Annotated in this window: 25 protein-coding genes; 12 read left to right on the top strand and 13 right to left on the bottom strand. The window is 40.1% G+C overall.

Annotated features, from left to right (window positions below):
- Positions 1–8 precede the first annotated feature (8 nt).
- The 4 genes from R2Q94_RS06880 to R2Q94_RS06865 all read left to right on the top strand — a co-directional run bounded on the left by R2Q94_RS06880 (position 9) and on the right by R2Q94_RS06865 (position 2,510).
- Positions 9–455 (top strand): 3-hydroxyacyl-ACP dehydratase FabZ family protein, encoded by a 447-nt coding sequence (locus R2Q94_RS06880; RefSeq protein WP_316820710.1) that lies wholly within the window; start codon positions 9–11, stop codon positions 453–455.
- On the top strand, positions 448–1,725 hold the full coding sequence (locus tag R2Q94_RS06875) for a beta-ketoacyl-[acyl-carrier-protein] synthase family protein (RefSeq protein ID WP_316820709.1): 1,278 nt from the start codon (positions 448–450) through the stop codon (positions 1,723–1,725). Before R2Q94_RS06880 ends, R2Q94_RS06875 begins: the two co-directional genes overlap by 8 nt.
- Positions 1,726–1,791: 66 nt before the next feature.
- Positions 1,792–2,046, top strand: a complete 255-nt coding sequence (locus R2Q94_RS06870; protein WP_316820708.1) for an acyl carrier protein — start codon at positions 1,792–1,794, stop codon at positions 2,044–2,046.
- Complete coding sequence (locus tag R2Q94_RS06865) at positions 2,043–2,510, top strand: 4'-phosphopantetheinyl transferase superfamily protein (RefSeq protein ID WP_316820707.1); 468 nt, start codon at positions 2,043–2,045, stop codon at positions 2,508–2,510. The genes R2Q94_RS06870 and R2Q94_RS06865 overlap by 4 nt, the downstream gene beginning before the upstream one ends.
- Positions 2,511–2,538: 28 nt before the next feature.
- Here R2Q94_RS06865 and R2Q94_RS06860 read toward each other — a convergent pair whose 3' ends face one another.
- The 3 genes from R2Q94_RS06860 to R2Q94_RS06850 form a co-directional block, all read right to left on the bottom strand.
- On the bottom strand, positions 2,539–3,420 hold the full coding sequence (locus R2Q94_RS06860; RefSeq protein ID WP_316820706.1) for an exopolyphosphatase: 882 nt from the start codon (positions 3,418–3,420) through the stop codon (positions 2,539–2,541).
- A gap of 5 nt (positions 3,421–3,425) precedes the next feature.
- Positions 3,426–5,483 (bottom strand): polyphosphate kinase 1, encoded by a 2,058-nt coding sequence (gene ppk1, locus R2Q94_RS06855; RefSeq protein ID WP_316820705.1) that lies wholly within the window; start codon positions 5,481–5,483, stop codon positions 3,426–3,428.
- 127 nt (positions 5,484–5,610) lie between these two features.
- On the bottom strand, positions 5,611–6,489 hold the full coding sequence (locus tag R2Q94_RS06850; protein ID WP_316820704.1) for a hypothetical protein: 879 nt from the start codon (positions 6,487–6,489) through the stop codon (positions 5,611–5,613).
- 151 nt (positions 6,490–6,640) lie between these two features.
- On the opposite strand from R2Q94_RS06850, the gene R2Q94_RS06845 reads away from it, so the two are divergent.
- The gene (locus tag R2Q94_RS06845; RefSeq protein ID WP_316820703.1) at positions 6,641–7,132 is read left to right on the top strand and encodes a YajQ family cyclic di-GMP-binding protein; all 492 of its coding nucleotides are present in this window, start codon (positions 6,641–6,643) and stop codon (positions 7,130–7,132) included.
- 106 nt (positions 7,133–7,238) lie between these two features.
- Positions 7,239–7,682: a GNAT family N-acetyltransferase gene (locus tag R2Q94_RS06840; protein WP_316820702.1), complete on the top strand. Its 444-nt coding sequence runs from the start codon at positions 7,239–7,241 to the stop codon at positions 7,680–7,682.
- Positions 7,683–7,805: 123 nt separating this feature from the next.
- On the opposite strand, the gene R2Q94_RS06835 is transcribed toward R2Q94_RS06840, so the two are convergent.
- Complete coding sequence (locus R2Q94_RS06835; RefSeq protein WP_316820701.1) at positions 7,806–9,119, bottom strand: nicotinamide mononucleotide adenylyltransferase; 1,314 nt, start codon at positions 9,117–9,119, stop codon at positions 7,806–7,808.
- A gap of 93 nt (positions 9,120–9,212) precedes the next feature.
- On the opposite strand from R2Q94_RS06835, the gene R2Q94_RS06830 reads away from it, so the two are divergent.
- Positions 9,213–10,928, top strand: a complete 1,716-nt coding sequence (locus tag R2Q94_RS06830) for an ABC transporter ATP-binding protein (protein WP_316820700.1) — start codon at positions 9,213–9,215, stop codon at positions 10,926–10,928.
- Between the two features lie 12 nt (positions 10,929–10,940).
- Here R2Q94_RS06830 and R2Q94_RS06825 read toward each other — a convergent pair whose 3' ends face one another.
- Positions 10,941–11,834, bottom strand: coding sequence for a mechanosensitive ion channel family protein (locus R2Q94_RS06825; RefSeq protein ID WP_316820699.1), 894 nt, complete (start codon positions 11,832–11,834; stop codon positions 10,941–10,943).
- A gap of 174 nt (positions 11,835–12,008) precedes the next feature.
- Here R2Q94_RS06825 and rnr point away from each other — a divergent pair, with 174 nt between their 5' ends.
- Positions 12,009–14,138 carry a ribonuclease R gene (gene rnr / locus R2Q94_RS06820; RefSeq protein ID WP_316820698.1) on the top strand — a complete coding sequence of 710 codons (2,130 nt, stop codon included), beginning with the start codon at positions 12,009–12,011 and terminating at the stop codon, positions 14,136–14,138.
- 39 nt (positions 14,139–14,177) lie between these two features.
- Complete coding sequence (locus tag R2Q94_RS06815) at positions 14,178–15,146, top strand: polyprenyl synthetase family protein (protein WP_316820697.1); 969 nt, start codon at positions 14,178–14,180, stop codon at positions 15,144–15,146.
- Positions 15,147–15,188: 42 nt separating this feature from the next.
- Here the strand turns inward: R2Q94_RS06815 and R2Q94_RS06810 are convergent, their stop codons facing one another.
- A complete protein-coding gene (locus R2Q94_RS06810; protein WP_316820696.1) occupies positions 15,189–16,151 on the bottom strand; it encodes a response regulator in 963 nt (320 codons plus the stop codon).
- 207 nt (positions 16,152–16,358) lie between these two features.
- Here R2Q94_RS06810 and R2Q94_RS06805 point away from each other — a divergent pair, with 207 nt between their 5' ends.
- Positions 16,359–16,715: a helix-turn-helix transcriptional regulator gene (locus R2Q94_RS06805; protein ID WP_316820695.1), complete on the top strand. Its 357-nt coding sequence runs from the start codon at positions 16,359–16,361 to the stop codon at positions 16,713–16,715.
- A 63-nt stretch (positions 16,716–16,778) separates the two neighbouring features.
- Here the strand turns inward: R2Q94_RS06805 and rpmA are convergent, their stop codons facing one another.
- From rpmA to R2Q94_RS06785, 4 genes are all read right to left on the bottom strand, one after another.
- A complete protein-coding gene (rpmA, locus tag R2Q94_RS06800) occupies positions 16,779–17,153 on the bottom strand; it encodes a 50S ribosomal protein L27 (RefSeq protein ID WP_316820694.1) in 375 nt (124 codons plus the stop codon).
- Positions 17,154–17,210: 57 nt separating this feature from the next.
- A complete protein-coding gene (gene rplU, locus R2Q94_RS06795; RefSeq protein WP_187664577.1) occupies positions 17,211–17,522 on the bottom strand; it encodes a 50S ribosomal protein L21 in 312 nt (103 codons plus the stop codon).
- A gap of 84 nt (positions 17,523–17,606) precedes the next feature.
- The gene (locus R2Q94_RS06790; protein ID WP_316820693.1) at positions 17,607–18,119 is read right to left on the bottom strand and encodes a hypothetical protein; all 513 of its coding nucleotides are present in this window, start codon (positions 18,117–18,119) and stop codon (positions 17,607–17,609) included.
- Positions 18,120–18,152: 33 nt separating this feature from the next.
- Positions 18,153–19,547: a dicarboxylate/amino acid:cation symporter gene (locus R2Q94_RS06785; protein ID WP_316820692.1), complete on the bottom strand. Its 1,395-nt coding sequence runs from the start codon at positions 19,545–19,547 to the stop codon at positions 18,153–18,155.
- 147 nt (positions 19,548–19,694) lie between these two features.
- Between R2Q94_RS06785 and R2Q94_RS06780 the strand changes: the two genes are divergently transcribed.
- Both R2Q94_RS06780 and R2Q94_RS06775 read left to right on the top strand, forming a co-directional pair.
- Entirely contained in the window at positions 19,695–20,192 is a 498-nt protein-coding gene (locus R2Q94_RS06780; protein ID WP_062549678.1) for an RNA polymerase sigma factor, read from the top strand.
- On the top strand, positions 20,179–20,775 hold the full coding sequence (locus tag R2Q94_RS06775) for a hypothetical protein (RefSeq protein ID WP_316820691.1): 597 nt from the start codon (positions 20,179–20,181) through the stop codon (positions 20,773–20,775). Before R2Q94_RS06780 ends, R2Q94_RS06775 begins: the two co-directional genes overlap by 14 nt.
- A gap of 168 nt (positions 20,776–20,943) precedes the next feature.
- Here R2Q94_RS06775 and R2Q94_RS06770 read toward each other — a convergent pair whose 3' ends face one another.
- From R2Q94_RS06770 to R2Q94_RS06760, 3 genes are all read right to left on the bottom strand, one after another.
- A complete protein-coding gene (locus tag R2Q94_RS06770) occupies positions 20,944–21,399 on the bottom strand; it encodes a hypothetical protein (RefSeq protein ID WP_316820690.1) in 456 nt (151 codons plus the stop codon).
- A gap of 76 nt (positions 21,400–21,475) precedes the next feature.
- Positions 21,476–22,333 carry an AraC family transcriptional regulator gene (locus R2Q94_RS06765; protein ID WP_316820689.1) on the bottom strand — a complete coding sequence of 286 codons (858 nt, stop codon included), beginning with the start codon at positions 22,331–22,333 and terminating at the stop codon, positions 21,476–21,478.
- Positions 22,334–22,344: 11 nt separating this feature from the next.
- Positions 22,345–22,710, bottom strand: coding sequence for a VOC family protein (locus R2Q94_RS06760; RefSeq protein ID WP_316820688.1), 366 nt, complete (start codon positions 22,708–22,710; stop codon positions 22,345–22,347).
- Between the last annotated feature and the right edge of the window lie 17 nt (positions 22,711–22,727).

The raw sequence follows: 22,727 nt of genomic DNA, 5'->3' as shown, positions 1-22,727 counted from the left end.
AAATAAACATGAATAAAGAAGAAATCCTAACCCACTTACCTTATAGCAAACCGTTTTTATTTGTTGATGAGTTATTGTCGATCGACGAGAACGGTTCTGTCGGAACCTATACTTATGATAAAGATCTTGATTTTTACAAAGGGCATTTCAAGGATCATCCGGTAACTCCAGGTGTAATTTTAACAGAAACAATGGCACAGATCGGCTTGGTTTGTCTTGGTATTTACCTGACTGCCACCGCTACTTCCGGTCTTCCAGGACATGTGATGCTGACCTCCACTGCCATTGATTTTATGAAACCGGTTTTCCCTGGAGAAAAAGTAACTGTAAATACTGAAAAAGTATATTTCCGTTTCAAAAAGCTTCATTGTAATGTTCAAATGACCAATGAAGCCGGAGAAGTAGTTTGTAAAGGAACGATTTCAGGAATGGTAACCAACAAAATGAATGCCTAACAGAGTAGTCATAACGGGTATGGGTGTGGTCGCACCGAATGGAGTTGGTTTAGCTCCTTTCCTGGAAGCTATTCGAACTGGTCGTTCCGGCATCACCCATCATCCGTTATTAGCTCAACTGGAGTTCTCCTGTCAGATTGCAGGAACTCCCCTGCTTTCGGATGAATTTATTGCCAATTATTTCTCTGAAATAGAGTTGAGAAACTTCAACAGCTCCGGCATCATGTACGGTGTGATTGCAGCAATGGATGCCTGGAGAGACGCCGGACTTCAGATCGCCTCATCCGAAGAACCCGATTGGGACAGCGGAACCATTTTTGGAACCGGGACTTCCGGGGTAGATAAATTCAGGGAGGCGATTTACAAAATAGACGATTTACAAACCCGCAGGTTGGGCAGCAATGTGGTTTCCCAAACCATGGCCAGTGGCATCAGTGCTTATATTGGCGGGAAATTAGGATTGGGTAATCAGGTCAGCAGTAATTCTTCGGCCTGCACAACGGGCACAGAAAGCATACTAATGGCCTATGAGCGGATAAAATCCGGACTGGCGACAAGAATCCTGGCAGGCAGTACGAGCGATAGTGGGCCATATATATGGGCCGGATTTGACGCCATGAAAGTCTGTACCTTTAAACACAATGACTCTCCTGAGTCTGGATCCAGACCGATGAGTGCGAGTGCCAGTGGATTTGTACCAGGTGCCGGTGCAGGCGCATTTGTATTGGAATCTTTAGAAAGTGCATTGGCCAGAGGTGCCCGGATTTATGCAGAAATCCTGGGTGGCGAGCTAAATTCTGGTGGACAAAGGGGAAGCGGCAGCATGACTGCGCCAAATGCGATGGCCGTACAACGCTGTATCCGTAATGCGGTTCAGCATGCGGGTATTCATGCCAGCGAAATTGACCTCATTAACGGCCACCTTACTGCCACTTCAAAAGATAGTCTGGAAATTCAAAATTGGGCGGCAGCCTTACAAAGAAGCGGCGATGACTTCCCTTATATCAATTCCCTAAAATCAATGGTTGGCCACTGCCTTAGTGCCGCCGGCAGTGTAGAATGTGTTGCTGCCTTACTCCAGATGCAACAGGGTTTTATTGCTCCAAATATCAATTGCGAAGACCTGAATCCAGAGATAACTTCAATAATTTCCGCCTCCAGTATCCCCCGGATACAGCGCTCCCATCCTGTTCAAATCCTAGCCAAAGCCAGTTTCGGTTTTGGAGATGTCAACTCCTGTATCATTTTTAAAAAACATATTAGCGCTTAAGCTGTTTGTTAAAAACATCACTTATGATCCAGTTATATGTTAGCCATACCTTTTCAAAACAAAAACATGGACAGAGCCTTATTACTCTCAAAATTAAAAGTCATTGTTGCCAATTATAGTCATGACAAAGACGCTTTAGAGTTTCTCAATGAAAGCACAGATTTTATCAAAGACCTTAAGATCAATTCCGCCAATCTGGTAGATGTTGTTCTGGATGTGGAAGAAGAATTCGACATAGAAATTGATAATTTATCTATGGAGCGCATGGTCAATGTCAGTTCGGCTATGGAAATCATCTATGATAAACTGAAAGCGAAATGATCGGTAATGACATCGTGGATTTGCGGCAGGCGATGCAGGAAAGTAATTGGCGTAGAAAAGGTTACCTAAACAAACTCTTTTCCATTAGCGAGCAGCAATGGATCCTGGATGCTAAAAATCCAAGTCAAATGATTTGGTTGTTATGGAGCATGAAGGAAGCCGTCTATAAAATCCATTCCAGAAGAAAAAACTGGCGGGCATTTGCTCCTTTAAAGTTGATTTGTGATTCCCTGGACATTAAAGATGCAGCGGCTACTGGTAGCGTAGAATGTGATCAACTCAGGTTCTTTACCCAAACCCTGCTGGCTGAAGAATTCATTCATACTGTGGCCAGTGAGCAGTTTCCTATACCCTCTATCAAAGTGAGGATCAGTGGATACAACCCTAAAGACATCAGTTACAGAGCTACAGATCCGGCCACAGTGAGTCACCATGGCCGATACCTTGCATTAGCTTATATATAGCGGCTGTAAATTGTTACATCCCTCTTTATTATTTGAGGTTTTCTTCAATCAACAGATTAATGATCCCATCCGCAAGTCCAACTTTCGGGACATAAATCTGCTTAATTCCCGTCCATTTTAACAGGGTAATATAAATCTCACAGGCCGGAATAATTACATCGGCACGGTCTGGATTTAAGCCAAAAACCTGGATCCGCTCTTTTAAAGAATGGGCATTCAGATTATTGTAAAGTGTTTTTAATTTGATAAAAGACATGGGCATCCCTTCTTTCTCATCAGACATGCGGTACAACTTATTGATGTTACCACCGGTACCAATACCTGCAAGGTTTTTAAGGGATTTCGTGTTTTCTTTTACCCATAATTTCATTTCTTCCCAGGTTTCTTCCCGATCCTGATTGTCCAGGATTCTGATCGTTCCAATATCAAAAGATTTTGAAGCTACAGGAATTCGATTGACGAAAACCGAAAGTTCTGTACTTCCTCCACCTACATCAATATATAAATAGCTCTTTTTATTGTCCAGATTATCCTCTATATGATTGGCATAAATGATATTTGCCTCTCTTTGTCCCTGAATAATTTCCAGATTAAGGTCACAAACTTCCTTAACCTGTTTAATGATCTCAGCTCCGTTTTCCGCCTCCCGCATCGCAGAAGTGGCACAAGCCAGGTACTTACTTACCTGATAGACATCCATCAGGTTTTTAAAAGCACTCATCGTTTTCAATAAATCATCCGTTTTTCTTTTAGAGATGCGGTGATCCAGAAAAGCATCGTCTCCCAAACGTAAGGGAACCCGGATCAATGTATTCTTCTTAAAGCCGAATCCTTCCTCAGTTTTAGTGATGTCAGCAATTAATAACCGCACGGCATTGGACCCTATATCTACAGCAGCATATCTAAGCATTGGCTTTATTGGTGTTTATTTTTTAAGTAATTATAGGTTTGAACCTGCGCTCTCACCTTAGTATTCAATCTATTTTTATGGTATTTATTGCTGTTCAATTTGGTGATGTCCCGGGCTTTCACATTGTCCTGCAGCTGGAACTCGATAATATCCCTAATTTCTTGTTTCACTTCTTTATCCAGCACAGGAAAACCAACCTCTACCCGATGTTCAAAGTTCCTGCTCATCAAATCTGCCGAAGAAAGAAACATCTCTTCTTTCCCATTATTTCCGAAAATGAAGACCCTGGCATGTTCCAGAAACTTATCAATGATACTGACCACTGAAATATTTTCACTAAAACCAGCAACACCTGGCACCAGCGTACAAATCCCCCTCACAATCATCTTAATTTTAACGCCAGCATTACTGGCTTCATATAATTTCTCAACAATCCCTTCATCGGCAAGACTGTTTACCTTAAGGATCATATATGCAGGTTTCCCCGATTTGGCAATCTTAATCTCGCGATCGATCAATTGATAAAATTTACTCCGTGTTTCCAAAGGAGAAACGATCAGGTGTTTAAATCCGCTAACCACCATTTTCTTATTCAGGCCTGCAAACAATTTCTGCAAATCCTGAGTGATTTCTTTTTTAGCCGTAAAGATGCTGTGGTCGCAATAAATACCGGCAGTTTTTTCATTGAAATTACCTGTAGCCAGATTGGCATAATAGGTTGCTTTTCCGCGCTCCATCCTTTTCACCAGACAGATTTTGGAATGTACCTTGTAATCTGTCAGGCCATAGTTGACGTTCACTCCCTCTTCTTTTAATCGGGTACTCCAGAAAATATTTGCGTTTTCATCAAACCTGGCTTTCAATTCTACGAGGCAATTCACCTTCTTACCGTTTTTCGCAGCATTAATCAGGGCATTCACGACTTTTGAGTTCTCTGCCAGACGATACAAGGTAATATTGATCTCTGTTACTTTCGGATCAATGGCAGCTTCTCTCAGGAATAAAATGATGTAATCATAAGATTGGTATGGCAAGTTGACCAGATAGTCCTTTTCCGCAAGTTTATTGAAAATACTCTCTGTGCGGTGTAAACCCGCAACTTTTAAAGGCACATTTGGCGGATACTCCAGTTCTTTGCCACCCACATTCGGGAAGGCAATAAAATCGCCAAAACGGTGGTAACGATTCCCCGGAATTAAGCTTTCCGCTTCCACCTTCATTTTGTTTAACAATACACTGAGCATGTCGAAAGGCATTTCCGTATCGTAAAGCAATCTCATAGGTTTCCCTTTCTTCCGTTTATCCAGACTGCTCTTTAATTCTTCAATAAACTTATCACTTACCCTTTTATCAATATCTAATTCTGCATCCCTGGTCAGCTGTATAGAATAAGCATCAATTACATCATAATTAAACATATAAAAGATGTCATCCAGACAATATTTAATAATATCTTCTGCCAGAATGATAAACTTCAAACCATTGGTTTCCGGTAAGACCAGAAATCTTGGAAGATTAGGGGGCAGTTCAATCAATGCATATCTGGCGTTGGCTTTCGAAGATTTCCTGGAAAGCCGCACGAAAAAATAAAGATACCTGTCTTTTAATTCTGGAAATGGCTTTTCCAGATCGATCATAATGGGCACCAGGTTGGAAAGTATTTTGTCTCTAAAATGATTCCTTACAAACTCTCCCCTGGCTACATTGAGCTGGGTCTCATTGAGAATAAAAATCTTGTTTTGTGCCAGTTCATTAATTAGGGTGGCCTGGAATAACAGTTCGAACTTACGCTCCTGTTTCACCACAATATTTTTTATTTCATTTAAGATCTTTTTAGGATTGAATCCCAGCAAGGCCTTCGCTTTTTCATTTAAATTGGCCAAACGGCTCATCGTGGCCACCCTAACCCTATAGAATTCTTCCAGATTGGAGGAGAAGATAGAAAGGAATTTAATTCTCTCTATCAAGGGTACAGTCTCATCTGCCGCTTCCTGCAAAACCCGCTCGTTGAAATACAACCAGCTGATCTCTCTGTTTAGGAATGGTGCCTTTTTTCTTGTCATGTATAAATAAAAAAATCCCTGTAAAAACAGGGATGCTCAAAACTGCAAATTCTATTGTTAAGTCAGTGTTAATTATCACCTCCTCATAAAATTAAAATAACGTCCCGCTAATGTCTATGACCAGATCTTATGTTGGGCTGGAATCTGTAGTTACGGTGTTTTCTAAAACGGCCTCTGGTTCAGCAGCCTTGCTTGCTGATTCCGTTGGTTTTTCAACTGCTTTAGCTGTTGCTGCTGCAGGAGCGACCTTTTTAGCAGGCCTGCCTACACTTGCCTTCGCAGCAGGAGCTTTGGCCGCTGCAGATTTAGTCGTACTGGCTTTAGTGGCCGGAGCCTTAGTCGCCGTAGTTTTAGCGGCTGGAGTCTTAGTGGCCGGAGTTTTAGTGGCAACAGGTTTAGCAGCAGCTGCTTTAGGACTTGCCGATTTAGTGGCAGGTTTAGCTTTCGCCGCAGTTTTTGCTGCATTTGCTTTAGCCGTTGCCGCAGCTTCATTCACAATTTCAGTCACTTCTTTCTTTAACACAGCCGCTTTTTCTGCAGCTGTTTTAGCTACCGTTTTCGCTTTTACTGCTACTTTTTTTAATGGCTTAGCCAAAGCATCAGCGGCTTTTTCTTCTGTAGCGATGGCTGCAACTTTTACACTCTGTACCACCGGCTTAGCTTTTGCTACTGCTTTTTTGACTACTTTTTTTGCTTTTTTTACTTCTTTTTCTACTTCCTTCTTCAGCGCTTTCGCTTTTTTCTCTGCTTTCTTAGTCAATGGTTTCTTTGCTTTTGCAGCTTCTTCCAATTTGGCATTCACTGCTTCTTTCACTTCGAAGAATTTCGTAGAAAGTTTCTTTGCAACTACTTTACTCGCCTTTGCAATGTCATCCCCGATTTTCTCTGCATCATGTCCTAAATGTTTTACCACTTCGAAAAACTTCTCACTTAGACTTTTTTCCAATTGTTTTTTCGCTGCGCTTTTAGCAACTTTCTTTTCTACTCTTGATTTTTTGCCTTTCATATTCGTTTATTTATAAGTTTTTAGGTTGATCAGATAAATAGGACACTGCTCAGTTCATATTCCTTGTTTAATGTTTATATTTGTAATGAGTACCCACAATGGGTTAATTCTCACTTAAATCTAATATTTTTTTTATTCTAAAGCTATAATCATGCCCACTTTCGATATTGTAAGTAAAGTTGACGCGCAAACTTTTGACAACGCGATGAACAATGCCAAAAAAGAGATCTTAAACCGTTATGATTTCAATACCTCTAAGAGCACAATTGATCACGATAAGAAAACCAATCAGATCACTATTGTAACTGAAGACGATATGCGTTTAAAGGCTATACAAGACGCTATTATCTCCAGAATGGTAAAACAAGGACTGGATTCCAGCAGTTTAGACTTTGGAAAAGAGCAATACGCTTCGGGAAATATGATCAGAAAAGAGATTACTGTGAAAGAAGGTATCGACAAAGAAACTGCTAAAAAAATTGTTGCAAAAATAAAGGCGAGTGGATTAAAAGTTCAGGCTTCGATGATGGATGACCAGGTTAGAGTACAAAGCAAGAGCATTGATGACCTACAAGCGGTAATTTCCCTTTGTAGAGCCGAAGACTTTGGTCAGCCACTACAGTTTATTAATATGCGCAACTAATTAACGATCCTTTCCAACTGATCAGACCAATAAAATTCATGGTGCTGATCAGTTGTCATTACGTGCTTCATTTTTTTCAAACCGGTCAATTATAAAATATCAGCCTATGGAAATTATTGATAGTGGATATGTTTACTCTGATGATCCTCAGAAAATAGATCCTATAGCCGTTCACCATTATTTAAGTACTCAATCTTATTGGGCACAGAACATCCCTCTGAAAACCGTACAAAAATCAATTCTCAATTCTTTATGTTTTGGGATCTATAAAGAGGGAAAACAAGTTGGTTTTGCAAGGTGGATTACCGATAAAGCAACCTTTGCCTATATGGCCGATGTATATGTTGAAGAGGTACATCGCGGACAAAATTTATCAAAAAAACTCATGTCATTGATGCTTTTCCATCATGATTTGCAGGGACTGAGGAGATACATGCTCGCGACTATGGATGCACATGGATTGTATGCACAATTTGGTTTTAAACAAATCGACCACCCCGACCGGCTAATGGCTATCGTGATTAAAGATGCCTATCTCAATAACGACTAAGCGTTGATCAAAACAAATGCTCTTTCCATAAAAAAGCTCAAACATTCTTTGAGAACGTTTGAGCTTTTTATCTTATGAGTAGCTATAAAATGGCCACTCTTTCTTAAATTGATATTTTGTTGTTTAAACTGTTTTTACATCTCCCTCGCTGTAATCCTTGATATCGGCGATATAGCCATTCAGAATCAGGAAATCGAACAGGGGTTTTGCATCCGGTGTTACCGGCATATTTGCACTTGTAATTACAGTATTTGTCTTTTTATCCAGGAAAGGATACGCAAATAAGCGTACATTTTTGCTAAACATATCACTCACATAACTCAACAGCTGACTGGAGTAATTGTCTCCGAAATTGCTGGAGTTAAATACGAATTTAAGGTTGTTGATATTGGTAGAAATCCCCACACTTTTTGGCTTGCATCGATCCAGGTATTTCGCTAGTTTATTGTGTCTGGCAAAGTTGGATACCATCACAAGATTTCCTGTCTTACACATATCCTCCGCACGTTTTGCAACGGCCTCCAAATCAAAACTTTCCGGCTCATCATCTCCCGCGCTCAATACATTCGATAGCAGTACCTCAATCAATACACTTAAATTCTCTTTACTGACACTTTCAGAACGGACAAACTGATCTACCGCTTTGTTTAACATGCTAAAGTTAGGATTTGATTTCTGCGCATATTTGGTGCGTAAAATCATGATGTCCTTTTTATACAGCAGGTCTTTCGGCAGACAAGGATTTCCTAAAGAATCAAAAATCGCAGCATCAGAAAAATCCTTCGCGATCAGATAAAGGTTCAAAAGAATGTTATTGATCTCTCCAAAAGCAGGACCACTTACAGAAATCAGGTCGATCTCAACCGAACCCACAGTCAGGTTATCCGCCAGAGATTCAATCATCGTTTGCGGATCATTCTTATAATAGAAAGCCGCATAAACCAAATTCACACCGATGATGCCCAGTACATTTTGTTGCAAAGCCGCATCGGTATCCAGTAACCTTACATGGAAAAAGATTTCATTAGGCGCTCCACCTGGTTCTGATTGAAAACGAATTCCAATCCAGCCATGGGGATCATTTGATTTATTGTAGTTTAAAGTTGTAACCGTATCTGCAAAAGCAAAGAAAGTACGATCATCATACTTCTCTCCGTTCAATCTTTCATTTAACAAGCCAAACTCATGGCTCAACATTTTTAATAGTCTGGATTGACTAACATACCTGCCCGATTCTTCTACACCATAGATGGCATCACTAAAAGTCATGTCGTACGCCGACATCGTTTTAGCCACCGTACCCGAGGCTGCACCGGCAGTAAAAAAATTACGCGCCACTTCTTGTCCTGCACCTATCTCCGCAAAAGTTCCGTAAATCTTAGGGTTTAAGTTAATCTTCAAAGCTTTACGCTTGGTATCCAGAATTTCTCTTTCCATGCTGCAAAAATAACACAATAAGACGGAATTCAGGCCATAAAATTGCCTATCTTGAGTCAAAAATTTAAAGATCAAAACAAACCCCGGTTTCAGATGCTGAACGTGAGCAACCTTCACATACAATTCTTAAATAAAGAAGATAAATCCTGGCTTACTGCAGTGAATCACATCAGTTTCCGGATCGACAAAGGAAAAGTATTGGGCATAGTAGGAGAATCCGGATCGGGAAAATCTGTCACCTCCTTTTCCATCATGAGGTTGCACGACCCTGTAAACACTAAGGTTAAGGGAGACATAGAATTTGACAGAGTAGATCTGCTACACCTTTCTGCTGAGGAAATCCGGAAATACAGAGGAAACAAAATCGCGATGATTTTTCAGGAACCGATGACTTCCTTAAATCCGGTATTTACCTGTGGCTACCAGGTACAGGAAGCTATTATGCTCCATCAGCATTGCGATAAATCAACAGCCAAAGAAAAAACCATTGCTTTGTTTGAAGAAGTGCAATTACCCCGCCCGGCGCAAATCTTTGAAAGTTACCCGCATCAGTTGTCTGGTGGACAAAAACAACGAGTCATGATTGCCATGGCATTGAGTTGTAACCCTGAACTCTTGATTGCCGATGAGCCGACTACAGCATTGGATGTAACCGTTCAAAAAACCATCCTTCAGCTGCTATTGAAAATCAAAAAAGAAAGGGAAATGGCCATGATTTTCATCTCCCACGACCTTTCTGTGATCCGGGAAATCGCGGATCAGGTAGTTGTGATGTATAAGGGAGAAATCGTTGAACAGGCAGCGGTTAAAAAACTATTTGAATCCCCACAACATCCTTATACCAAAGGTTTACTGGCCTGCAGACCGAACCCGGAACACCTGTTAAAAAAACTTCCTGTAGTGGCTGATTTCATCGGAGGAGAACCAAATCAGGCCATCGCACACCTGTTAAAAAGCAATACGTATACCTCAGCTGAAATCAGCGAAAGGAGGGCAAAATTATATGCACAGGCCCCGATTCTACAGGTCAAAGATCTCTGTACCTGGTTCCCCATCCGAAAAGGTATTTTCGGAAAAACTACGGATTTTGTGAAGGCAGTAGACCAGGTCAGTTTTGAAGTCTTTCCCGGAGAAACCTTAGGTCTTGTCGGAGAATCTGGTTGTGGGAAGACCACCTTAGGCAGGAGTATTTTAAGACTGACCAATCCCAGTTCAGGCAGCCTGATTTTTGAAGATAAAGACATCATTGCTTTGAATAAAGCAGAACTCCGGAAAATGAGAAGAGAGGTGCAGATTATTTTCCAGGATCCTTACTCCTCTTTAAACCCAAAACTAACTGTTGGAAATGCATTAATGGAACCCTTGCAGGTGCATGGATTACTTGAAAATGATACCAAAAGAAAAGCCCGTATTTTGGAACTACTGGAAAGAGTAGACCTCAGTCCCGCTTCCTTCAACAAGTATCCGCATGAATTCTCCGGAGGTCAACGCCAACGAATTGTAATTGCCAGGGCATTGGCCTTACAACCAAAATTCATCATTTGCGATGAATCTGTATCAGCCCTTGATGTTTCGGTTCAGGCACAGGTACTCAATTTATTGAGACAATTACAGCAGGATTTCGGCTTGACTTATATCTTCATTTCACACGATCTTGCGGTAGTAAAACACATTTCTGATCGTATGATTGTGATGAATAAAGGAAAAATTGAAGAGCAGGGATTTTCCGAAGAAATTTACCTTCATCCCAAAAAAGAATATACCAAACAACTGATTGCCGCCATCCCCGGTTCTTCCTTCAAAGGTTAGCAGAAAGCGCTATTAATGAATTTCCGGCTCTACCGGACCGCCTGCCAACTGGATGATGGCCGTATTCAACAATCTTCTTACACCACGCTCCTTTACCTTATCATAGTGTTTCAGTAGCACCATCACTTTAAATATCGCGACATCCTTATTGATGGCAATTGTTTTCACAGAAAGACCACCTTCCATTACATTTTCCGAATTGTGCGCGATCGCTTTATTCAGGTAACCCTCCAGAAATTCAGGCGTATAGGTATCCCTCAGGGACAGGTCAAACTCTATACTTAATTTCTTCGTATTTTGCTTGGATTGGTTAATGATGACCGAACTAAAAGCCACCGAATTTGGGATGATGACCATATCACTGTCTTCATTCTGAAGTATCATATTGATCAAAGTGATGTCCAGAATCTTCCCTTCATGTTCCCCCAGTTTAATGTGGTCCCCTAAAGACAAACGGTCTGAAAACATGATGATCAATCCATTGATCATATTGGCTATATAATCTTTAAAAGTTACCGCCAGGGCCGCTGCCACAATGGAAACACTAAATACGAGATCCTTAGGATTTACATCGAACAAATAAGTGAATGCAATCGCAAAAAACACCGTATTCAGAATCGATACTACCCGGTTGATCCCCAGGATAAAATTATCCTTGATCGACTTTTTCAGTCTGTGCTTCTGGATATACCAGTAAATCACCACCAATCTGACCACTGAAATCACCAAACTTGGTCCTAAAAAAAGGATAAAGCCATTTCCCAGCTTGCCCAGAAAAGGATATTCTCTGTAGATCTCGGGAACTCTGATAGAAAGAAAGATCAGCACCATGCAAACAAACGCTTTAATCAGCGTCATGACCATCTCTTTACCTGTTTCTCTTTCTTTATCTTCTATCGTTATCAAACCTAAATGCTTTATTTAAATCCTTATTTATCCAAAGATACAAAAATCAGGCATCCATTAAAGAGATCTAAGGGCCTTTTACAACCTTGAATTGCCTGATTAAAGACATTTAACCGGTCCTTTACCTGCTTTTCCACTTCAAATTGTTACCTTCGAATGATTCATATCTATACTATGGCAAAAAAGAAATCATCTCACTTAGAACTCGTTTTAATACAATTAATTAGCGATGTTCTGGAGAAAAGTAGCAAAGAGGCCCTGAATTACAAGCAGGTCTCTGCAAGATTAAACATTACAGATTCCGATGCTAAGGAAACTATTCACGATATATTAAAGCAACAAGCCAAAAAAGGCATTTTTGCAGAACCGGAACGTGGCAAATTCAGGTTAAAAGACCTCAAAACATTTATCATAGGAAAAGTCGATCTGACTGCCGATGGTGCAGCTTTCATCGTTCCTGATGATGAATTTGAAAAGGATGTATTTGTATCTTCCCGTAAACTTCATAATGCCCTTCATGGGGATAAAGTAAAAGTTTACATCTACGCCAAGAAAAGTGGCCGTAAGAAGGAAGGAGAAGTGGTAGAAATCATCCAGCGTGCAAAAACTGATTTCATCGGTGTCATTAGAATTTCCGATCGTTTCGCTTTTGTAAATGTGGATGATAAAAAAATGCTACATGACATTTTCGTCCCTCTCAGCGACCTGAATGGGGCCAAAAATGGCCAGAAAGTACAGGTCAGCATTACTGACTGGCCGGAAGGAGCGAAAAATCCAATTGGCAAAATCAGCACCATTCTTGGAGAACAGGGCGAGAACAATACGGAAATGAACGCGATTCTTGCGCAATACGGTTTCCCTTTGAGCTTCCCTCCTGAAGTAGAAAAAGAAGCAAACTCCATTCCTGAGGAAGTATCTCCGGAAGAAATTAAAGGACGCCGGGATTTCCGGGATACCGTTACTTTCACGATTGACCCTGCCGATGCAAAAGATTTCGACGATGCCATATCCTTCAAAAAGCTGGAGAATGGACATTATGAAATTGGCGTTCACATTGCCGATGTATCTCATTATGTAAGACCTAACTCCGCATTAGATAAAGAGGCATATGGCAGAGCTACCTCTGTTTATCTGGTAGACCGCGTCATTCCAATGCTACCGGAGCGCCTGAGTAATGGCGTATGTTCCTTACGTCCGAATGAAGACAAGCTGTGTTTTGCAGCGGTTTTTGAACTGGATGAGAAAGCAAACATCATTAACCAATGGTTTGGTCGCACGGTGATCCATTCCAACAGACGTTTCAGCTATGAAGAAGCACAGGAAGTGATTGAAACAAAAGCCGGCGATTATGCAGAAGAAATTCTTAAACTGAACGAACTGGCCTATATCCTCAGAGAGAAGAAATTTAAAGAAGGTGCGATCAGCTTTGAAAGTACAGAAGTTAAATTTAAACTTGATGACCATGGTAAACCTATTGGTGTGTACGTTAAAGAACGTAAAGACGCCCATAAACTGATTGAAGATTTCATGCTGCTTGCCAACAGAAAAGTAGCAGAATTCATTGCTAAAAAAGGAAAAGGCAAGCAGAAATACACCTTTATTTACCGTTCACATGATTCTCCTAATCTTGAAACCCTAAACACCTTTGCACTTTTTGCAGCACGTTTTGGCTACAAGATCAATACAAAATCGGATAAAGAGATTGCGAAATCACTGAATTACCTGATGGAAGATGTGGAAGGTAAAAAAGAACAGAACGTATTGACGCAACTGGCCATCAGGTCTATGGCGAAAGCAGTATATACCACCAAGAAAACCAGCCATTACGGTCTGGCATTCGACCACTATACCCACTTCACCTCTCCAATCAGACGTTACCCTGATGTGATGGTACACCGCCTTCTTGCGGCCTACCTCAACGATGAGAAATCTGCAAATGAGGAAGAATATGAAATTGCTGCTTCTCATTCCTCCGCAATGGAAAAACGTGCTGCCGATGCAGAACGTGCTTCAATCAAGTACAAACAAGCGGAATACCTGGAAGACAATATCGGGAATAGCTATGCAGGTATCATTTCCGGCGTTACAGAATGGGGTATGTACATAGAGTTGAATGCCAATAAATGCGAAGGCATGATACGTCTCAGAGACCTGACAGACGATTTCTACGTACTTGATGAAAAAAATTACTGTATTGTAGGCCAGCGTAAAAAGAGAACTTATCAGCTTGGCGACGAAGTTCAGGTAAAAGTGAAAAAAGTTGACCTCTCAAAAAGACAAATAGATTTTTCTTTAATCCAATAAAATAACACAGATACTTCGGTAAACACCTTTGCAAATAACATGTATACTCCTACCCAATTACAAGAAATTATAGAAAATGCTATTGATCAAATCGAATACCCTAAAACACCAGCCAGACTTTATGAACCCATCCGTTACATCATGGGGCTTGGTGGTAAAAGAATCAGACCAGCACTAGTATTAATGGCCGCTGATTTATTTGGCGCCAGCATTGAAAAAGCGGTCCCTGCTGCATTGGCAATAGAGACCTTTCATAATTTCACACTAATACATGACGACATCATGGACAATGCGCCTTTGCGCCGGGGCCAGCAAAGTGTCCATGAAAAGTGGGGAGTAAACAATGCCATTCTTAGTGGTGATGTGATGATGGTAGAATCCAACAAGCACCTTTCCAGGTTAGACAGCAAAGTTCTGAAAGACGCACTGGATACCTTTAATGCAACTGCGCAGGGCGTATGTGAAGGTCAGCAACTGGACATGGAATTTGAAGAACGTGAAACAGTAGGCATCTCCGAATACATCAATATGATCCGTTTAAAAACAGCCGTATTGTTAGGTGGAGCAATGAAACTGGGTGCTCAGGTGGCAGGTGCCAGTCCAGAGGAAGCCGCACAACTTTACGTGTTTGGAGAGAATATCGGAATTGCTTTTCAATTACAGGATGACATTCTGGATGTTTACGGAGATCCGGAGAAATTCGGCAAACAGGTAGGTGGCGACATCATCGCCAATAAGAAAACACTGCTCCTGTTGGAATTAAAGGAACGCGCCGAAGCATCCGACCGTTTGGCAATAACAGCACAAAGCAATAATCCTGACTATGCGGATAAAATCGCTAGGATGACAGCCTTATATAATAAATACGACATCAGAGGTTTAGCCAGCCAGGAAATGAGGAATTACTCTGATAAAGCCTTTGAAGCACTGAGCGCTTTAAAGGTCCCTGAGGAAAGAAAAGAGGAATTGTTACTCCTTGCTAATCAACTCATGAATAGAGAGCACTAAGCAGATCAAACAGGGCATCAGAAAGCAGCTATAAGAAGAATACTAATCTTCCAATAGCTGCTTTACTTTTTCTGAGGTCAGGGGTTTTACATAAAAATCTTTGACACACATAAAAGATTTCGCCCTTAATCTTTCTCTTGGGTCTATGGAGGAAGAAACAATGATCACATCGATAAAAACCTCATGTTCTTCCATCATTTGAAGAAATTTCCAGCCATCAATCTCCGGCATGTGCAAGTCCAGTAATATCAGGTCTGGTTGATGTTCTTTAATATATCCTAATGCAATTTCAGGTTCATTGAACAAAGCTATTTTTTTCTCATTATAGTGTTTCCGGATCAGCATCTGGTGTAAACGATTGGTAATGATATCATCGTCTACCAGAACAATATGATTCGTGTCTGCCTTTTCATTCATTTCTGTAAAAACGGTTTCATGCTCCTGTTTGTGCATCATCGCATTGAGCATCTTAATGATACCATCTAATTTTACCGCCTGCAGGTTAATATCGCCCAGTAGTTGATTGATTTTAGCCACTTCAAAGCTTTCCAGCTGCGGATAATTGCTGAGCGTAGAGAGGCTTAAAATATTGGTAATGGGTGCGCGCAATTCATGTGAGGTTAAGTGCGAATATTCACCGAGCATTTTGACAGACCCTGAATGATCATTATCGTTGACCAATGTGCAGAGCACCTGATCTGCTACACCGGCTTTAACCAGGGGTGTAAAGACCACCTGTAGCAATTGCTCCCTGGTATTTTCTATTGCAAAGCGCTGAGCGATGCTAAAACTATAGCCTGAGAAACACCTGATCAATAAACCCTGAAAATTCTTTCTGTATTTTTGTGTAATGATTTCCACAGCAAAGTCCCCAATTGAGGGTGTTTTTAGGAGAAAACTGTCCAGGTTATTTTGTGCTTCTATTTTAAAAGAGACCAACTGGTAATTTTTATCTATTATAAAAAACGAGCAGTCTGCAGCTTCGCAATTCCTTCTAATTGGCATATTTTATTCTATTATAGCACTTAATGAGTGTAAAAGGCCTATAAATACTTTCCTATCGCTATCTATTGTTTAACCCTAGAATTAACAACATTAAACGCTGTTGATTGAAAAAGATATTCAGATAGAATTATGGAGTCATAATTGCCTTATTTATCAAACAATTAACTCATTTGTAATCAACGCAAATCAACGAAATATATATTAGTTATGCAAGAAATTCTATCAAAGAAGGATATAGGAGACAGGATTAAGGATTTGAGGGCTAAAAATGGCCTTTCGCAATCATTCATTGCGGAAGTTCTGAATTTATCCCGAAGTAATTATTCTCAGATAGAACTTGGAAATCAGTATCCTTCCTTCCATACCCTTCATAAGCTCGCCAGATATTATGGCAAAAGTTATCAATGGCTGATTGAGGGTGTGGAGCAAGACTCCCCTAAAGAAAGTATGCATTCAGCAAGTGGAATCATCCAGGAGCTGGAAAATACCTTAAGACAATTCAGTGCCACTATAGAGAAATTAGCTGATGAACTGAGCCAGCTAAAAGAGAAGCGTGTTGATTAAAAAAATGATCAACGCAAAAAAGGCCATAACCTAAAGTCATGGCCTTTTTTATAATGCTTTTTACTATTCTGCTTTAGCAGCTTTCTTAGCAGGAGCTTTTTTAGCTGGAGCAGCTTCTTCCGTTGCCGGAGCTACTTTTTCAGCTTTAGCTGGTGCTGCTACCTCTTCTTCAGTAACTACTACTGGGAAAGGAAGGATAGAAACGTAAGATTTATTATCTTGTTTCTTTTTGAAAATTACTGTACCATCAACTAAAGCGAATAAAGTATGGTCTTTACCAATACCTACTCCTTTATCAGGATGGTGTTTTGTACCACGTTGGCGTACGATGATGTTTCCAGAAATTGCTACCTGTCCACCAAAGATTTTGATACCAAGGCGTTTACTATGCGATTCACGTCCGTTTCTCGAACTACCGGCTCCTTTTTTGTGTGCCATGATTTATATTTTATGAACTATCTGATGATCTGACAATTCGTTTTGTTTAACAATTAATTATAAACTGATACCAGAGATCTGGATTTTAGTGAAGTACTGGCGGTGACCATTTTTCTTCTTGTAACCTTTTCTACGTTTCTTTTTGAAAACGATTACTTTATCACCTTTTAAATGAGACACGATCTTAGCTGAAACAGTAGCACCTTTCAAAGTAGGAGCACCTACTTGAATTTTACCATCTTCTTCAACCAACAATACATTGTCAAATTCAATACTAGCGCCTTCATCTCCTTGCAAACGGTGTACAAAAAGGTGCTGGTCTTTTGCAACTTTGAATTGCTGTCCTGCTATATTTACTATTGCGTACATTGTTAAATAATTATTATTTTAAACTGTTTATTTTTTTTATCGAGGTGCAAATATAGAATTAATTATTTTAAATCCATAACAGATTTAATTTTTCTTTCCATACCTATCTTCAGCATCATTGATGCTCTGTGAAACAAGGCTTTTCATTTGCTCTGCAAGTCCTTTTAACTTAGGGATCTCATTGTAATCCGTCAGGTAAGTCACTTTTTTAGATTTATTCTTGTAATTGAAAGTAATCTCATAACGCAAAGCCTTATTGGAATCCAGGTTCGTTCCCTGATTGGCAATCAGGTCCGGGAAATTCCAAAAGCCAATCTCTGCAGCCTTACTATGCAAATACAGCATATCATTGTGGCGTAGCTTTACATTTGTTTTGATCACTGAGTCTCTCCCATCCACATACTGATAATCCCCTGTTGCAGAATTATAAGTGTTCTCCAGATTATTACCTACGCCCCATTTGTATTCAATAGATTCGAATTCTGTTGATTTAAAAGGTGCATTACGGAACATTGGCGTGTAGTAAATGACACAATAGGCCAGGAAAGGTACGACAATGGTAAATAACAGGAAGATTTTCTTCGCTCTTGTACTCATATTATATTTGTTGTAATTATTTGTGTTTCTTATCTATTGATGGTCATCAAGAGGCGCGGTAAGCTCTCCCTCCCATTTGCTGACCACTGCGGTTGCGATGCTGTTTCCAACAACGTTAGTAGCCGATCGGCCCATATCTAGTAATGGATCAATACCAATCAATAACGCCAATCCTGCTTCAGGAATGTTAAACGTAGCAATCGTTCCGGCAATCACTACTAATGATGCTCTGGGTACGCCAGCAATCCCTTTACTCGTCAGCATCAGGATCAACAACATCGTGATCTGCTGATCAAAAGTCAAATGGATGCCATAAGACTGCGCAATAAACAGTGAGGCAAAGGTCATGTATAACATTGATCCATCCAGGTTAAAAGAATAACCCAATGGCAGTACAAAACTCACAATTTTATCTTTACAACCAAAACGTTCCAATTGAAGCATCGTTTTTGGATAAGCAGCCTCACTACTTGCCGTACTAAAAGCCAGCAATACCGGTTCTTTCATTCTGTTCATCAGGTTAAATACTCTGCCTTTAAGAATAGACCAGCCGATCATAATCAGCACCACCCAAAGCAATAACATACTGCCATAGAACTCACCGATAAAAATCGCATAAGTAGACAATACCCCTAATCCTTGCTTGGCCACAATTGCAGCCATGGCACCAAATACAGCAAAAGGAGCAAAGTTCATCACATAACCAGTTACTTTAAGGATCACATGTGCTACGGCATCAAAAAACTTGATAATGATCTGCCCCTTCTCTCCTATTGCAGCGGTAGCCACTCCAAAGAAAAGTGAGAATACCACGATTTGAAGGATCTCATTGGTCGCCATTGCCTCTGTCATACTTTTAGGGACAATATGCGAGATAAAGTCTTTCATCGATAGCGCTACTTTATGAATTCCAGTATCCGCATTCGCTGGTGGCAAAGGTAAATTCATGGCCAATCCCGGTTCAAAGAGATTCACCATAATCATTCCCAGAATCAGCGACAATAAAGAGGCACTCATGAACCACAACATGGTTTTTCCACCAATACGACCTACTGCCTTGATGTCTCCCACTTTAGCTACACCAACCACCAGGGTACTGAAAACCAGTGGCGCAACAATCATTTTGATCAGTCTCAAAAAGATATCGCTGAGTAAAGTTAATGGTTCCAATGCTTTCTCTCTCAGCTTTTCCGCTTCCGCTCTTGCTTTTTGAGCCACTACTTTCTGAGCATTCAGTTCCGCATATTGCACAACAGTAGTGTCTTTAACGCTGAGTAATTTTACTTCAACATTTTTGAGCTGGTGCTCTGCTTTTGCAATATTCTCATTGTAATCTTTTAATGAAGAGACATTCAAATAATATCCCAATCCAACACCTAATACCAAGGCAAGAAAAATGAAAAATGTTAACTTATTATTTTTTGACATACTAACTTTTAAAGTATTTATACAGTTTGTAAAACTACAACAATTACTTTATTCTCTAAATATTATTACCAAAGCAACTAACTTTATACATTCAACTTGTAACAAATAGCCTTATTTTTATCTAACCAAATAATAAAAAGACGCATATTGAAAGAGAAAGACCTGTTATTTAAACAAATCTTCGACACCAATTCCAAGAAAATATTCCATCTTTGCTACGGTTATACGGGCGATCAGGACGCAGCGAATGACCTGCTTCAGGAAACTTTTCTTAAAGTTTGGCAGAACCTGGACAAGTTCCGGAATAAGTCGTTGATCTCCACCTGGATTTATAGAATTGCTGTCAACACTTGTCTCACCTATCTGAGATCGGAAAAACGTCAGGCAAAAGATGAACTTACTGAAAACATCATTGAAACCCGCCCCGAAGAGCTCTCAGAAAAGAACGAACAGGTTGCTTTACTTTATAAATCAATCTCTCAACTAGAAGAAAATGACCGTTTGATCATTACCATGGTACTGGATGAATTGCCATACCATGAGATCGCGGACATCTCAGGAATCAGCGAAGGGAACCTGAGGGTAAAAATCCACCGCATAAAATTAAAACTTACCGAATTATACAATCAGCATGCAAGAATTTGATCATATACAATCGCTTTGGCAATCCCATACGGTAGAGGTTAAACTCTCTTCAGATGAAATGCTGGCACAGGCAAAAAAGGAAGTAAATTCAATGCGCAACCGCTCGGTCTTAAATATCGCAGGTATGGCCATTTCCTTCCTTGCTGTAGCAAGCCTTTGGGTATTCTTTGATTTTCAGTCCTGGACTACCTATGCTGGAATTACTGTAGTACTCCTTGCAATTGCCGCCTCTATATTGATGTTATATAAAGGCCACCGCTTAATTTCAAATAATGATTTCACCAGCCATCCGAATGAATTTCTGATGAGGTTAAAAGCCTATCAAATCAGCAGATCGAGCTTACACGATAAAATGTACTGGATTTATGCCGCAGCATTGAGCATCGGGTCTGCACTGTACCTGATAGAGATCCTGACCTATATGGACCTTTGGGCACAGGTGCTTATTGTAGTTTTCACCTTATTGTGGATGATTTTCTGCTCTACACTGGTGAGAAAAGCAGTAATCAAAAGAGACAAGGAAAGAATATCATTATTGATTGAGAAGTTCGAGCGACTGGCAAATCAGTTTAAAGAACATTAAGTAACTTTATCGAGCGCTATAAACGTAAAAAAGTCATCTTCAGAAATGGAGATGACTTTTCCTTTTTATTAACTAACCCAAATTTAATTCATCCGAACTTATACCTGGATTTACCTGCTGACAAAGATAAGTTGGAATCAAAACACCCGATAGGCGAAAATCACCAAGTTAAATATTTTCGTTAAATCTGTTGACCTGAGTGATCTCCCAAAGTCCATCTTCTCCCCTTTCGATGGTAATAAAATTCTTTTGCACAAATAATGGGAATTTTAAATCTACCCGAACCACAGTAAGGGTATTGCTGCTGGAAATAATTTCATAATCAGATTCGCAATTCATTTCTGTTTTCCCCAATTTATGGTAAAATGAAACCAACTGTTTTTTAGATTGCCTGCCCAGTTTTGTACCAAGACAAACACATACCTTCGCATTTTCGTTCAACACCAGATTTAACAACCTGGCGTCGGTATGGACAATTGCTTCAATAAAAGCATTTACAACCGTAAAGGGTTTACTATTTACAGATTTTTTGAGTAGCCGATCGTCATTATTCAGAGGACTACTGTAGCCAACTGTGCCACTGAGGAATACCATCAGTAAACACGAGAACAAAGTCTTTTTCATGAGCTTTTTTTTATTAAAAATAACCCAATCAACTGACTATCAGTGTGCTAAAAACACCTTTAAAATGAAATGAAAACTAACGGTACTGACCTGGTGTAACCTGGAAGGAATTCCTAAACAGTCTGATAAAGGAACTGGGACATTCAAAACCTACGATATCTACAATCTCATTGACTGGATAATCAGTATTCCGTAAAAAATACTTGGCCTGACGCAGCCTGATACTGGTTAGAAATTGATGAGGTGATTGATGGTAAGCTTGTTTAAAGGTTCTTAGAAAATGATTCACAGAAAGGCAGGCAATTCTGGCAATCTCTTCCAGTCCCAGATTTTTATTGTAGTTGCTGATGATATAATCTCTTGCAATGTTCAGCCTCCTTAGAATTTCTGATTTTGTACTACGATTCAGAAAATTCAAAGAAGCTGCTCTGTTCGTTACCTCGGCATCGTAAAGCGCATAATAATTCAACAGGCAATGTTCCAGGTAGGTATTGAGTAATAAGTTATCCTTACTGCCCTTTTCAATGTGCTTTTTCAGGTTCAGCAGGTTAAACTTCATATCGCCTTCCAATGGATAAATGGACTCCACAAAAACCGGGGCTTTACTAATACCGGATACCGGTTCGTCCAGCAATTGCGTTGCTTTAGCTGTTCTGGCATATTCAAAATCCATGACAAAACCGGGATCAAACAGCACAGACATAGAATCTACCTTTACGGAAGAATCAATTTTTCTTGAATAAGAAGTATCCTGATTTAAAAAGATAAAATTCCCGGAATATAATGTCAGTTCACGATTGGCAATGGTATAATCTGCCGATCCGCTAAAGATCATTTGAATGGCATACTTCCCGGTTTCAGCATGATGGATCTGCTCATGGGCAGATTCCATAATCACTTCATTCTTATCGACCAATGTTTGCTGAAATGTCATTTCCTTTTTAATTAAGCATCTGTATAATCTCTTTCTTCCAGTAACAAAATATGATTTCCGGAAGGGTCATAAAACTCACAGGATAGCCCCTTTTTCCTGTAGAGCGGTGCAGTAAAGATGGCTACACCTTGTCTTTTGAGCGTACAAAAATCCCGCAGACAATCATCTGTATAAACTACTGTAGGTTCCCTTTCTCTGGACCCATGTTTCACCAGCATTAAACTATGGCCATTAAACATTTTCAAAACCGGACAATTAATTCCGGCCATCTGTAAATCTTCTTCCTTTATCAGGCCTAGTTTTTCCACAAAGAACTCGCTGGATTGCAGGATATTCTTTACAAAAATGACCTGGTAATTCAACTCCGGAGTCATCATGAGCATGGTGATTTGGC

The sequence above is a fragment of the Pedobacter gandavensis genome (genome assembly GCF_032678465.1).
Lineage (GTDB): Bacteria > Bacteroidota > Bacteroidia > Sphingobacteriales > Sphingobacteriaceae > Pedobacter > Pedobacter gandavensis_B.
The sequence above is the reverse complement of the archived record's forward strand: the minus strand, read 5'-3'. Positions and strand labels throughout refer to the sequence as shown.